The 14,221-nt window shown below is 44.7% G+C and carries 11 protein-coding genes; 6 read left to right on the top strand and 5 right to left on the bottom strand.

The features are described from left to right. Nucleotides 1–6: 6 nt before the first annotated feature. The 6 genes from rpoC to NEPTK9_RS02755 all read left to right on the top strand — a co-directional run bounded on the left by rpoC (nucleotide 7) and on the right by NEPTK9_RS02755 (nucleotide 9,045). A complete protein-coding gene (gene rpoC, locus NEPTK9_RS09970) occupies nucleotides 7–4,173 on the top strand; it encodes a DNA-directed RNA polymerase subunit beta' (RefSeq protein ID WP_194847308.1) in 4,167 nt (1,388 codons plus the stop codon). Nucleotides 4,174–4,581: 408 nt separating this feature from the next. Further along, nucleotides 4,582–5,583 (top strand): hypothetical protein, encoded by a 1,002-nt coding sequence (locus tag NEPTK9_RS02775; RefSeq protein ID WP_194847307.1) that lies wholly within the window; start codon nucleotides 4,582–4,584, stop codon nucleotides 5,581–5,583. Then, on the top strand, nucleotides 5,580–6,569 hold the full coding sequence (locus NEPTK9_RS02770) for a TOMM precursor leader peptide-binding protein (RefSeq protein ID WP_194847306.1): 990 nt from the start codon (nucleotides 5,580–5,582) through the stop codon (nucleotides 6,567–6,569). The genes NEPTK9_RS02775 and NEPTK9_RS02770 overlap by 4 nt, the downstream gene beginning before the upstream one ends. An 81-nt stretch (nucleotides 6,570–6,650) precedes the next feature. Continuing rightward, a complete protein-coding gene (locus tag NEPTK9_RS02765; RefSeq protein ID WP_194847305.1) occupies nucleotides 6,651–7,895 on the top strand; it encodes a YcaO-like family protein in 1,245 nt (414 codons plus the stop codon). Between the two features lie 10 nt (nucleotides 7,896–7,905). Then, nucleotides 7,906–8,715, top strand: coding sequence for a SagB/ThcOx family dehydrogenase (locus tag NEPTK9_RS02760; protein WP_194847304.1), 810 nt, complete (start codon nucleotides 7,906–7,908; stop codon nucleotides 8,713–8,715). A gap of 120 nt (nucleotides 8,716–8,835) precedes the next feature. Then, entirely contained in the window at nucleotides 8,836–9,045 is a 210-nt protein-coding gene (locus NEPTK9_RS02755) for a hypothetical protein (protein WP_228546992.1), read from the top strand. An 85-nt stretch (nucleotides 9,046–9,130) separates the two neighbouring features. Here NEPTK9_RS02755 and tal read toward each other — a convergent pair whose 3' ends face one another. Genes tal through NEPTK9_RS02730 form a run of 5 tightly spaced genes read right to left on the bottom strand, consistent with a single transcriptional unit; the run spans nucleotide 9,131 to nucleotide 14,161 of the window. Next, a complete protein-coding gene (gene tal / locus NEPTK9_RS02750) occupies nucleotides 9,131–10,081 on the bottom strand; it encodes a transaldolase (RefSeq protein ID WP_320412044.1) in 951 nt (316 codons plus the stop codon). 37 nt (nucleotides 10,082–10,118) lie between these two features. After that, on the bottom strand, nucleotides 10,119–10,982 hold the full coding sequence (locus NEPTK9_RS02745; RefSeq protein WP_194847301.1) for a DMT family transporter: 864 nt from the start codon (nucleotides 10,980–10,982) through the stop codon (nucleotides 10,119–10,121). After that, nucleotides 10,972–12,279, bottom strand: coding sequence for an ATP-grasp domain-containing protein (locus NEPTK9_RS02740; protein WP_194847300.1), 1,308 nt, complete (start codon nucleotides 12,277–12,279; stop codon nucleotides 10,972–10,974). Before NEPTK9_RS02740 ends, NEPTK9_RS02745 begins: the two co-directional genes overlap by 11 nt. Further along, on the bottom strand, nucleotides 12,276–13,550 hold the full coding sequence (locus tag NEPTK9_RS02735) for an aminotransferase class I/II-fold pyridoxal phosphate-dependent enzyme (protein WP_194847299.1): 1,275 nt from the start codon (nucleotides 13,548–13,550) through the stop codon (nucleotides 12,276–12,278). Before NEPTK9_RS02735 ends, NEPTK9_RS02740 begins: the two co-directional genes overlap by 4 nt. After that, the gene (locus NEPTK9_RS02730; RefSeq protein WP_194847298.1) at nucleotides 13,547–14,161 is read right to left on the bottom strand and encodes a hypothetical protein; all 615 of its coding nucleotides are present in this window, start codon (nucleotides 14,159–14,161) and stop codon (nucleotides 13,547–13,549) included. The genes NEPTK9_RS02735 and NEPTK9_RS02730 overlap by 4 nt, the downstream gene beginning before the upstream one ends. Nucleotides 14,162–14,221: the final 60 nt, after the last annotated feature.

The following is a 14,221-nucleotide window of genomic DNA, read 5'->3' as shown; positions in this document are numbered from 1 at the left end:
AATTTCATGCACGAAGATGAATTTCATGATTCACAATTTGACAAACTAACGATCAAGATCGCATCGGATGATGTGGTCCGTAACGAATGGTCAAGAGGTGAAATCAAAAAACCTGAAACGATTAACTACCGAACATTTAAACCCGAAAAGGGGGGACTGTTCTGTGAGAAGATCTTTGGACCCACTCGCGACTGGGAATGTGCGTGTGGAAAGTACAAAAAGATCAAACACAAAGGAATCGTTTGTGACCGCTGTGGTGTTGAGGTGACCCTCTCAAAGGTTCGCCGCGAACGGATGGCCCATATTGAGCTAGCTGTTCCCGTCGTCCACATCTGGTTTTTCAAAACACAACCCTCACGGATCGGAAACATCTTAGGGATGTCGGTCTCTGACCTCGAAAGGGTGATCTATTACGAAGAGTATATTGTCACCGACCCAGGAGAGACAACTCTTGAGGTGAAGCAACTGCTCAATGATCACGAATTCCGCGAAGCGCAGGAAAAGTGGGGGCAAGGGGCCTTCAAAGTCAACATGGGTGGAGACGCCATCCGAGAGCTTCTTGAAAAAGAAGACCTCACCGCGGTAATGGCAGAGCTCAAAGAAAAGCTCCGAAAAACCCGCTCGATGCAGGCGCGGATGAAGCTCGCAAAACGGCTCAAGATCGTTGAGAACTTTGCTTCATCTCCGAACAACCCCGATTGGATGGTGATCTCTTGTGTTCCCGTGACTCCACCCGATTTAAGACCACTTGTGCCTCTTGATGGAGGGCGGTTTGCAACTTCTGACTTAAACGACCTTTACCGTCGTGTCATCAACCGGAACAACCGTTTAAAGTCGATCCTAAAACTCAAAACCCCCGATGTAATCATTCGAAACGAAAAACGGATGCTTCAAGAGGCTGTCGATGCTCTCTTCGATAACGGGCGGCATGGCCACCCCGTCATGGGAGCAGGAAACCGTCCCCTAAAAGCCCTTTCAGAAATGCTGAAGGGGAAGCAGGGCCGTTTCCGTCAAAACCTCCTCGGTAAACGGGTCGACTACTCTGGACGTTCCGTCATTATTGTTGGTCCAGAGCTCAAATTTAACCAGTGTGGTCTTCCGAAAAAGATGGCCCTCGAACTCTTCGAACCCTTCATCGTGAAGCGTCTGAAAGCGCGCGGTCTTGTCTATACAATCCGCTCTGCAAAGAAGATGATCCAAAGGGGAGATCCTGAAGTCTGGGATGTCTTGGAAGAGATCATTAAAGGGCACCCGGTCCTTCTTAACCGAGCGCCGACCCTGCATAGACTTGGAATCCAGGCCTTTGAGCCCGTTCTGATCGAAGGAAAAGCGATCCGGATTCACCCCCTTGTCTGTAGCGCTTTTAACGCCGACTTCGATGGAGACCAGATGGCGGTTCACATCCCCCTTTCTGTGGAAGCGCAGCTTGAAGCGAAGCTCCTAATGATGGCCCCTGATAATATCTTCTTGCCATCGTCTGGAAAACCGGCTGCAGTTCCCTCACAGGATATGATCCTCGGCCTTTACTATCTCATGCACGATCCGATCTATTTCCCTGAAGAACATGGGAAGCCTGTCAAGGTCTTTGGATCGTCTGAAGAGGTCCTTCACGCCCTTTATGGCTCGGGAAGTTACAACTGGTATGAAAAAGAGGCTCCCAAAGAGGGACGCTTTGATGATTACGGTTTAGGTCTTCATATTCATGAGAAGATCAAGCTGCGCCTAGAATCTGGAGTGATTGAAACCACCCCAGGGCGCGTTGTCTTCAATACGATTGTTCCTGAAGAGCTCGGTTTCCAAAACTATGCTCTTCGAAAGAAGAAGATGAGTGAGCTTGTCTTAAGCACCTACAAAAGTGTTGGGCTTGAGATGTGTGTCCGCTTCCTTGATAGCTTGAAAAGGCTGGGTTTTGCCCACGCAACCAAAGCATCGCTTTCTATGGGAGTGACCGATATTGCCATCCCTAAAGATAAGCAAAAGATTATTGAAGAGACCCAGAAAAAAGCCGCCCTTGTTGTTGAGCAGTATGAAGATGGTATCATCACCGAAGGAGAGCGGAAGTCAAAGCTCATCAATATCTGGACCGAAGTTTCCGAGATGCTTGCCGATGAATTCTTCAAGATGATCTCAGAACCTGAAGGGACGCTGCTCAATCCTCTCTATTTGATGATGGATTCAGGAGCGCGAGGAAACAAATCCCAGGGTAAACAGCTTGGAGCCCTCCGAGGACTCATGGCTAAACCCTCTGGTGAGATTATCGAATCTCCGATTACAGCGAACTTCCGTGAAGGTTTGAGTGTTCTTGAATTCTTCATCTCGTCACACGGTGCCCGTAAAGGTCTTGCCGATACGGCCCTCAAGACAGCTGACTCCGGATATCTGACCCGCCGTCTCGTGGACGTTGCCCAAGATGTTCTTGTCACCGAAGATGATTGTGGAACCCTCAACGGCATTGAAGTTTCCGCCATTAAGCAAGGGCAGGAAGAACTTCTCCCCATTAAAGATCGTCTCTACAGCCGTACCGTCTGTGACGACATCTACATGCCAGGAGACCAAACCAAGCTCTTAGCTAAGGCTGGAGACATTCTTACAGCCAAGCAAGCTGAAGCGATCGACGATGCCGGAATTGAAACGGTGAAGATCCGTTCTACCCTTACCTGTGAAGCCCGTCGTGGGGTGTGTGCCCGTTGTTACGGAACCAACCTTGCCAATGGACGAAAGGTGGCACAGGGAGAAGCGGTCGGAGTCATTGCTGCCCAGTCGATTGGAGAGCCTGGAACACAGCTGACGATGCGGACCTTCCACTTGGGAGGAATTGCCTCGGCCCACGCCACTCCCGATATGATTGCAGAAAAGGAAGGAATCGTGATCTATACCGATCTCCGCACCGTCCGCAACAAAGAAGGCAAGTGGTTGGCGCTGAACAAAAATGGCTTTGTCCACATCGTCAAAGATGAAGGACGGACCCTTGAAGAGTACAAAAAGCTCCTCAGCACCAAATCGATCGAACCCCTTCAATCCTTTACCATCGAGCTAGGTGCACAGATCCACCTCGAAGATGGAAGCAAGGTGAAGAAGAAAGCGCGTGTCGGTCTTTGGGAGCAGCACAACATCCCCATTATCTGTGAAAAGCCTGGATTTGTGAAGTATGAAGACCTCGTGGAAGGAATTTCCGTCCTCCGTGATGTGAACAAGCAAACCGGTCAGACCGAGCTTGTCGTCCGCCAACACCGTGGAGAGCTTCACCCCCAGATCATCATCTATGCGGATAAAGGGTGTGAGGAGCTTATCGGAACCTATGCAATTCCATCAGGAGCGATCATTTCAGTAGCCGAAGGAGAGGAGGTCTCTGCAGGAGATCTTCTGGCCCGTCTGCCACGTGGAGCGATCAAGACAAAGGATATTACCGGAGGTCTTCCCCGTGTCGCTGAGCTTGTTGAAGCGCGCCGTCCTCGCGACGCCGCTGAAATCGCCAAACTTGATGGAGTCGTCGACTTCAAAGGAGTCCAGAAGAGCAAGCGGATCGTTGTCGTTAAAGATGAAGACACCGGCATGGAAGAAGAGCACCTTATTCCTTTGACCAAGCACTTGATCGTCCAAAGAGGCGACATGGTGGTCAAGGGGCAGCAGCTCACCGACGGCCTTGTTGTTCCCCAAGAGATCCTCGAGATCTGCGGGGTGCGCGAACTTCAAAAGTATCTCGTGAACCAGGTCCAAGAAGTCTACCGCCTCCAAGGGGTCGACATCAACGACAAACATATCGAGATCATCGTCCGTCAGATGCTCCAGAAGGTCCGGATTACCGATCCCGGCGATACCACCTTCCTCTATGGAGAAAATGTGGGCAAGAAGACCTTCCACGAGCAGAACACCAAGGTGATCGAAGAGGGAGGAAAGCCTGCCCAGGCAGCCCCTGTCCTACTCGGGATTACCAAGGCCTCGCTTGGCACCGAGTCGTTCGTATCGGCCTCGGCCTTTATGGAGACGACCCGTGTCCTTGCCGACGCTGCCTGCGAAGGGAAGACCGACTATCTTCTCGACTTCAAAGCCAACCTCATTATGGGGCACATGATCCCAGGAGGAACCGGCTACCAAGACTACGAGAAGCGGGTCAAGAAGCTCGTCGACGCCGAAGAAGAGGATATCCTCGACTTCGCCTTCTCAGACTATTAACCTCCGAATGTCGACACACTCTTAAAAGCAAAAGGGCTGCAGTTGCAGCTCTTTTTTCTGTCAGAGCAAAGTTATACCCAAACAAGTTCAAGAATTGGATTTTCGACAGCTTTCGCAATGAAAAATATTTCTTTGCAAAAAATTAAAAAAAACTATATTGGTTGTAAACAATTTTTAATCTAGGAGTTTGAAAATGACATGTAAGTATGTTGTGAAGCCAGGAGATTCTTTTTGGGAAATTGCAGAGAAAGAGTTAGGAGATGGATCTAATTTATGGGACCATTATAGTCGCTATAGGTCTCGATTTTAGAGTGCCATATACAATTGCTGACTGAGCTTTTTTTTACTTGATTTTTATCAAATTTCTTTTTAGGCTGAACTTCATTAGAACTTATCTTGGAGGATTTAATGGGAAAATCAGTCAACTCAAAGCCTTTTTCACTAACAGCATCTGTGCAGCAGATGGATCCGTATGATAATACCAAAAGCTCAAATGCTAGTTTTGGGAAAAGCGGTACCGGTAAAATAAACTTAAATGTCCTTAAACAAGCCAGTAAAGCGAGTAATTACGATACGAAAAAAGCTAAATCTAACGTTGTTTTTGAGCAAGAGAAAATTTCTAGCACTAATTTAAAGCTTAAAAACCATGTCCCTCAGGCAAAGCCTATTAGTAAGCCGTATGGAATAAATACTATCAGTAAAGCTGTAGCTCTTACCAATTCATCTAACCTTATTAAGCAGGCAAGCTTTAGTGATGAGGAATATGATGCTGTTGCAGAAACTCTGAAAGAGCTTGGACTTGAAACGGACTTTGGTTCGATGAAACTTGATAAGAATAAGCATACTACTTTTGCAAAACCAAGAACAAATAATCAAAAGATTAGAACTAAAGAGGCCAATAGGCGTGCCAAAGAAAAAAAGTGGGAAGCTGAAATCGAAAAATATGTGCGGTTTAAAGAAAATATAAGAATCAAAAATGCAAAGCTAAATAAAGATCCTCCACAATGCATAGATTATTTAATGTCAGAGTTGATGTGTGGCAGCATCGATCCTGATTGTAGTTATGATCCAATCTCAGTTCAACCTGAATTTGAGGAACCAGCGTGCTGCGGTTCGTGGGGGAAGGTCTGTGTTTCAAATCGTTATTCTTGTGAAGATAATTTCTGTGGATGTTTAAACTGCGTTTCATGTTCTGTGAGCACTCTTGGGCTTAACGTGCTATGTGCGATTCCTCGAACCCCTATGGTATATGGGCTGGCAAGAGAGTGTGATTGTTGTCCAGAAGCATTCCAAAGCTGCTCAGTAGGCACTGCTAAATTAGGCTTAAGTCTTTCAAGTTGTTGTTGCTGTGTTACTGGTTGTTGTTGTTGTGGAGGCTGTTGCGCAGCAGTAGCAGAGGATAAAATATGAAAATAAAAGCTTATCCATCAGAGTTAATCCCAACCTTGGAAGGGGCGATTGTGAAAAGGGGACTCGTTTCCTTTTCGGTTAAAGGAGATGGAGTCTATGAAGTTTTAGACACCTTATTATCTGAAACTTCAGAATCTGGGAAATCTGAAGAGGAAATCCTCTCTTACTTTGTAAAAGAAAAGAAGAGGCAGGCTAAAGAGCTTATTGAGAACCTGCTAAAGCACCAGTTTCTCTACCTTTCAGAGGGAGAAGATTCAAAAGTTGAAGAGCCATGCGATGTTTTTTACTGGGAACAGGGAGTCAAAAAAGAGGATATAAAAAAAACACTTGGGGCGCAAGCCTTTGCTTTTTTAGGGGTCAATTCTATTACACGACAGCTCATCGCTCTTTTTGATGCAATGGGTCTGGATAATTATACACTTATTAGTGTTCCTCATCTTGATACTGTACCAGCAAAAAAGGAAAAAGCCTTTTCTTATGAGGAGTGGAAAAAGTCTAGCTCTACAACTGTCGCGATTGCTTGTTCTGAGAATGGGAACCACTATTTTATAAAAGAGATCAATCATCTTTGTTTTGAAAAAGGGGTAGAGCTTTTTCCTGTGATTTTAAATGGTAAAAGTGGCTATATCGGCCCGGTTATTGTTCCATGGGAGACTGCCTGTTTCGAATGCTTTTTGCTTAGAAGAGAGGCAAATGCTTCGGACTTTAAACTGACTCAAGCGATCGAAAAAGATCGACCAACCGAGAGAAAAGCTTTTGGGTTTCATCCAGCGTTGGCTTTGAGCCTTGCAGGCTTTGCATTTATTGAGCTTGAGAGGGCTTATGGAGGAGCAATGTTAAAAAAGAGGGTGAATACTATTTTGGAGGTGAACCTCTTAGATAGTCTACTTATCGAAAGGAGAATCTTAAAGGTGCCTTATTGCACAACATGCTCTCCAGCAAATAAAAACCCCGAACTTCCTATTGAAAAGAGTCTCACAATATGAAGGAGAAATACCATCAGAATCGCTGAAGTTGCAAAATATCTTGTCGATCCAAAGTTTGGAGTCATCAAGCATTCTGGGCCGATGGCTTTAGAGGTGGGGGCGCCTCCGCTTTTTTCTTACTTCGCCTATTCCTCTAACACCAAACCCTTGACAGGATGGAAAAACTTTGGAGAAACCGGTGGGGTTGCTCCTGATCGACCGATTGCTCTTGCAAAAGCGCTTGGAGAAGCGGTGGAACGTTATTGCTCTGCTATTTATCGGAAAAAAGATCTTCCGTTGACCTCTGTTCGCAAAGCTTCTTTTAAATGCGCCTCTCCCGAGTTATGGGATCTTTATACCGAAGAGCAGTTTGAACAAGAGAGCTTTCCATTTGTTCCTTTCAATGAGGATACAATTGTGAGATGGACTCCTGCATTTGATCTGGTAAAGGGCTTTATGATTTATATCCCAGCTCAGTCTGTTTATGTTCCCTATTATGCTTTTAGTCAGGAGGATCCAGAGCGTCTGCTTGGACAATCAATTTCTACAGGGCTTGCATGTCACGAGACCTTTATAAAAGGGGCTATCTCGGGGATCTGTGAGGTGGTTGAAAGGGATGCTTTGATGATCACCTGGCAAGCAGGAATCTCCCCTCCCAAGATCGACCTCACAACGATTCCTCAGCATCTAAAAAACTTGGTTAAAATCTCAAAAGGTCTTACTGGGATGATCGATATCTTTGATATCACCCTTGATAATGGAATTCCTACCTTTCTATCAGCTTATCGCTCCTCTTTAAAAACAGAAACGGCATTTTGTATGGCTGCGGCTACAGCCCCTGCGCCCGAAGAAGCCCTTAGGAAATCTTTGGAAGAGCTGGTTCATACGAGGCGTTATTCTCAGATCTTATTTCAAACGCATCCTCCACTAAGTCAGGAGACTATAGAAACAAAAAATATCAGAAGTAAAGAGGAACACCTTCGCTTTTGGGCAGATCATGGAAATATGGATAAAGCTTCCTTCTTATTTCAGTCTGAAGTTTGCCGCTCTTTTTGTGATGTTCCTTCTATTGCAACCGGACAAGACCATAAAGACTTAATTGCCTTGGTAAAGGCGATTTCAAAAACAGGACACACTGTTTTTATTGCAGATATTACCTCGCCAGATATTCAAAATCTTGGGCTCTATGTCATACGGGCAGTCATTCCAGGCTATCAACCCTTGCAAATGGGTCACTCTTACCGCGCTCTAGGGGGAAGTCGGCTATGGACTGTTCCCCAAAAGATGGGATACCGCGGTATTAAAAAAGAAACTGGGGATATAGACCTTCCCCATCCTTACCCTTAGGCTTAAGATAATGGCAACACATAAAGATCATTGGGATGACCTCCTATGGGGAGTACCACCAAATCAAGAAAAGTTAGAAGAGGGTTGGGAGGCCTTTCATGAAAACTCCAAGCTATGTCGTTCTGACCGCTATCTTTCCCAGACCTATGTCCTACAGATGATGAACCAGCTTGCACTTTCTATTGAATATGGCCGAGGAACTCGCATTCCTCTTCCCGAAGAGTTATATTCACTGGATATTTCTTTAGGTGAGGTGATTAAAAAGCGGAGAACAGCAAGATATCTTTCTTCTATTCCTCTAAGCTTTAAAGAAATTGCAACCTTGCTTCACTATGCTTATGGGGTGACAAAAAGTAGTACAACAACCCCTTTTAGGGCTGTCCCTTCTGGTGGAGCCCTTTATCCTTTAGAGGTTTACTTCCAAGTTTTAAACTCTGAAGACTTAGAGCTGGGACTCTATCATTACAATCCAATCCGCAACAGTATTTTTCTTCTAGAGTCTGAAGAAGATTTTGGAAGCATTGCGGACCATATTGTATTTAAAGAGATTGCAGATGGAGCTTCCTTAATTTTTTTTATTGCTGCTTCCTTTAAAAAGAGTACCTTTAAATATAATGAGAGAGGTTACCGTTTTATCCTTATGGAAGCAGGTCACCTGATGCAAAATATTAACCTTACTGCAACGGCTCTAGGACTGGAGTTAGCTTTGCTTGGAGGGTTTTTCGACAGAGAAATTGATGACCGGCTTCATTTTGATGGGATCAACCAATCAACGATTTATATCGGAGCAGTTGGAGGAAAAGGTCGCCCACCTTCTTAACCTGAATTTCATGTTTATCATCTTGAAAACTAAATGGAATCTTCCCTAAAATATTTTTTGACGCAGACAATAAGGACAAATCTTATGATTATCAGATGTTTACCAAAGGTTTTTCGGACAATGTACACAACAGGTGCAAATCCATACATAGAATCAAAAATAAAATGGAATAAGCTTTGGATTGAAGTGATGAAAGAAGAAGATCCCAAGCTAGCAGCTGAGGCGGACAAATGTTTTCAGCAGGAGGCTAAGGAGATGTACAAGGCATTAGAAAAGCAAAAGATATTTGAGCAAATTGCGGGCAATATTCTTAAAAAGCATGGCTATTGAAAGTAACAACCTCAGTTCTCTAATCGGGCAGAAGTCAAGCTTTAGTAGCTGGCGACAACCGAAAAGTTGAAACGGAACTTGGCTTTTACATCAACCCTTCGATGAGTTTTTCGAGCTTGACGGTATCCTTCGCAAAGTTGCGGATCCCTTCTGCGAGCTTTTCGGTCGCCATGGCATCCTCATTGACCATCCAGCGGAAGCTCTTTTCGTCGACACCGATTTTCTCAAGCTCCGCTTTCTGAGCCCGGTCTGCTGAAAGCTTTTGAGCGACAGCTCCTTCACTATCTGTCAGTTCCTGAAGGAGTTTTGGAGAGATAGTCAAAAGGTCGCAGCCCGCCAGCTCGAGCACCTCGTCGACATTCCGGAAGCTGGCTCCCATAATCTGGGTATTGTAGCCAAACTTCTTGTAGTAGTTAAAGATATTGGTGACCGAAAGAACCCCTGGATCTTCATCGGCGGGATAGGACTCTTTCCCTTCGGCTTTTTTGTACCAGTCGAGGATCCGCCCGACGAAAGGGGAGATGAGGGTTGCCCCCGCCTCAGCGCAAGCGATCGCTTGCCCTAAGCTAAACATCAGAGTCATGTTACAGTGGATCCCTTCCTTCTCGAGCTCTGAGGCGGCAAGGACCCCTTCCCAGGTCGACGCAAGCTTAATCAAGATCCGCTCTTTGGGAATGCCTGCTTCTTCATAAAGGGCGATATACTCGTGCGCCTTTTTTAGACTCCCTTCGACATCGAAGGAGAGGCGTGCATCGACCTCGGTCGACACTCTTCCAGGAATCACCTTGAGGATTTCCTTTCCAAAGTTCACAAAAATTTTAGTGATGGTGAGTTCTTTGGCCTTTTGCCCACCTTTCGACTTGCCGTACTGAACCGCCTCTTCAATCAGCGGCTTATACTCTTCAATCTCGGAGGCTTTTAGAATTAGGGAAGGGTTGGTGGTGGCGTCGGTCGGTTTGTACTTCTTAATCTCATCGATCTCTCCGGTGTCGGCAACGATGACGGTGTGCTTTTTTAGCCCTTCAAACTTATTCACGATAGTGCTCCTTGGTTTTCTTCCGTATACCATACGGCTATATTTTTCTTAGAGCGGTTTGTTTCTTTGGCCTTGTTAGAAAGATGATACTCAGGAGGATTAACACACTTCCTGCATAGGTTGATAAAGAGGGAATCTCAGAAAAAATGACCCAAGAGAAAAAGGTGGAAAAGAGGAGTTCAATATAATGGAGAGGAGCCAGGAAAGAGACCTCTTCCAGAATATAGGCGTGGAAAGTGCAGAGGAGGATGAGAAGGGAAAATAGGGCTAGTGTGCCACTAAAAAGCCAACCGGTTATGGGAATCGGGGTCCAGTAAATAATTCCAAGGGGAAGGGTGAAAAGAAACCCAAACAATGAGGAATAGAATAGCATGTTAAAAGGCTCTTCTTTATCCGCACAAAATTTGTTTAAAGTATCGAGAAGGGCATAAAAAATAGTCGCAATAACTAAAGATAAGACTAAGGGTTCTTGGGAGATATCGGTTGGGCGGGTTGCGATGATGACACCTATAAACCCAAAAAGGGTGATAAAAAAGCGTTTTTTGCTGACTTTCTCTTTTAAGAAAAGAGGGGAGAAAAGCTGAATAAAAAGGGGAAGGGAAAACCCGATCACTGTAGCTTGGGTAATCGGAACCATTTTTACTCCAGCAAACCAGGAAAAGGTTGCTGTGATAAGTAGAAGCGCCCTAAGCAGATGAAAGGGGAGGATTTTCGAGCGATGCACTCGTTTTTTTAATGCAATTGGCATGAGAAAAAGAAGGGCTATTGTAAAACGGAGAAAGATGAGTTGGGGAAGGGGAATATTGTAGCCAACCCATTTTACAACGATATCAGCAAGTGAGCAAAAGAGAAGCCCAAGGGAAAAGAGAAGAATTGCGGTAAACCGAGGGTTAGCCTTCATTATTTTTTAAAAAGGTTTGGATAAGGGTGGTTTTTTGAAAGGAGGGGAGTTTAAAGGTCTTCTTTACCTCTGAGGTGAAGTGGTCAAAATCTCCAAAAATTAAAAGCCAGATAGCAATCATTCCTTCCTCTACTTTTGGGTTAAATCCAACAGGAAACACTTTAAAGTCTCCCGGAAAAAGTGAATCATTTGAGTGGACAAGATTTTTTTTTGAAAAATCAATATAGGCTTCTAGCTGATCAATAGAAAGGGAGTCGACAAAAGAGACAACCCTTCCTTGGTTTTCAAGTCCCATCCGTTTTAATAGGAAGGCAATTGGAAATCCTCCACTCCACCGCCCATTGATTTCTGTGATATAGTGTTCATCCTTGTTTTGAAACACATCCAAGGAGCAGATATTTCCCCACTTTGAGGTGTAGCCAAGACTTCGGATACCTTCAAGACACTTATTGAGGTTACTTAGCTGAGCAGGTGAGAAGGGGATATTGGGGTAATAGACATTTCCAAACCACTGACTGTGGTCGACAAGCTTTTTACGGGCGTTATATAGGATAATTTCATCATCTCTTATAACAAAGTCAACAGCAAGCTCGTTGAATCGCTCATGCTCCAGTCTCTCTTGGAGGATAAACTTTTCCCCTTCTTTAAAAGGAGTGATAAATGCTTTTAAATCGGCTGGATTTTGAATGGTTGCAACATTAAAACCGCCGCCAAGACCGTCTGCTTTAACCATGAAAGGCTTGGTATTAAAGGTTTTTACGACTTCTTCTATGTTGTCTAAAAGAGCTTTTTTCGAAAAAACCTCTGTTTTAGGGATTAAAAACCCCTCTTTTTTCGCCCGCTCACAAAGAGCAATTTTTGAATTAAGCTGCTTACTGATCTCTAGTTCGGTGCTGATCTTACAAAACCGGTTGAGTTCATAAGAGTAACAGACAGAGGTGATGAGACTCTCTTTATCTGCAATTTCTAAAGCTTTTGGATAGAGCTGGGCTCTTTTGGTAAAATAGAGCTGAGAGGTTACCTCCACTCCAGCCTTCTTATAGAGAGCGATGTGGGCGGTAAAAAAATCCTTAAAGGTAAGAAGTTTATCTTGGAGAACAACCCTATCGTTTTCTTTAGAAAGGAGAATGGTTGCCATCGAGTAGGAGATGATATCGGATTCCATCATCTCAAGGTGTTCCCTTTCCCGCTCAGCAAGCTTTTCGTAGGGGGCGAACATCAGTGGCTCATCCCCTACCATGCAGTAGACGATAGGGCGGTCTTTAGTCGGAAAAAAAGGACCAATTTGAGGGGTCATTGCTCTACAAGGTCCTTAAATGGGTAACCCTTTTCAATTAAAAAGCTCTTAAGCTTTTTAAAAGCGACAAGCAGTTGATCGATCTCTTCTTCGGTGTTTGTTGCTGTAATAGTGATTCTTAGCGACTCTTTCCCCCTTTTTACCATGGGGTAAGGGGCAAGGGTGAGCAAGATATGATTTTCGTATAAGAGTTTAGAGATAGCGATGATATCATCAGACTTTCCTAACAAAACAGAGAGAATTGGAAAGTCAGAAGGTGTTTCAAGGGTATAGCCGAGCTCTTCAAGGCCGTCGACTGCTTTTTTTGTAAGGTCATACATCTGCCTTCTTCGCGCTTGCCCTTCGGTTTTATTGATTTGGTAACCAGCAAGGAGAGCGGCAAGGGCTGAGGCGGGTCCTGCACCACCGAGATCGTGGGGAGTGGCTTGAGAAATAAGGAAATCTCGAAGCTTCTGATCACAAGCGATGAAGGCTCCAAATGTGCCATAGGCTTTTGAAAAGCAACCGATATAGACCATATTGTCATAGGAAAGACCAAAGTGCTTGATCAACCCATTCCCTTTGTGTCCATAGGGGTGTTCAGGGGAGGGGTTTTCCCCAACAACCCCAAATCCATGGGCATCGTCGACAAAGACAAGGGCATCATATTTTTTAGCGAGTGCATCGAAGCTGGGGAGGTCGGCATACTCTCCCGTCATACTATAAACCCCATCGGTTAAAATGAGTTTTTTCTTGACTTGTTGATATTCAACAAGAAGCTTTTCTAAAGCCTCAAAATCCCCCGTAGGAAAACTTACAAGTGTTGCTCCGCTGTCTCGCGCTATTTTTGCCCCTTCATACATCGTTGCATGGGCCGATTTATCGAGGAAAATCACCCCATCTTTCCCTGCAAGGGCGGGAATCACCCCATGGTTCAACAAGGTGGTTGAAGCAAAAATGCTGCAGGCTTCACTCCCTACAAGTTCGGCTGTTTTTCTCTCTGCTTCGGTTAAGAGGGTGACTGTACTGACAAGACGGCACCAGGCGATGACTGTTCCAAAATCCCTTGTTCCTTGAACTGCTGCTTCGATGACCCTAGGGTCAAAATCAAAGCCTAGGTAGGACTGTGTTGCAAAATCAGCGAGGTAGTGTCCCTTTTCATCTTCTAGTGTCCTTTTGGATACCTTCCGGGTAACGACATCGAACATCGGGCTTTTTGCACAGATATCAGCAATGGTTTTTCTCCGATCGCTTAAATTATCATCAACGAAAATTTCTTGTATCTGACTCATAGGGTTCCTTTTTTGGGGGTTGTATAAATAGCTAAGATTTGATTATAGGCTCCTTTAATTCTCTCAACAGTTTTGGTTGCTCGAGCTTTCTCGGGTTGAACGATCTTTGGAAGGGGGTCAAAGGGGGGAAGTGCTTCACCAGGGTCAACAGATTGAAAGTACTTTGAGCGGAGACTATCTGCAGCCTGATTTTTTTGCCATCCGGAGATTAAACAGACATCTCCAGGTCTTAGCCAACGATCAATGATAGAGTTTGGTTTATCGATATAGGCAACCACGTTAAAAGGCATCCAAAGAATGCGGGGAAATTGTGAGGCAACGGTAGGATCCACCTCTTCTATCGGCTTAGAAATGCAGCAAGTCCCTGGTTGATTGATACTTATTGTTTCTGGATCGATGTTTAAATAGTCGACTAAATAATTGGAGGCCACTTCATGGTACATTTTTTTTCCTCCTCCTACTACAACCAACTCTTTAAAAGGGAAGGGGATGAACCGGTCTAAAATAGCGTGAAGATGACAATGCTCTTCTTCAAGAAAAGGGGCTGCAGTCGTTAGGGATTTTTCCGAAAGCATTCGAGAGAAACGGCTAATAAAGGTAGAGCTTTCCATTTTTTCCTTACCAAAAAAGATCATACTATTTTAAAATATAGAATATCTGCAATGAAAAAA

The organism is Candidatus Neptunochlamydia vexilliferae (assembly GCF_015356785.1).
Taxonomy (GTDB): Bacteria; Chlamydiota; Chlamydiia; order Chlamydiales; family Simkaniaceae; genus Neptunichlamydia; species Neptunichlamydia vexilliferae.
Note: the sequence above shows the minus strand (reverse complement) of the source record. Positions and strands in the feature narration are given on the sequence as shown.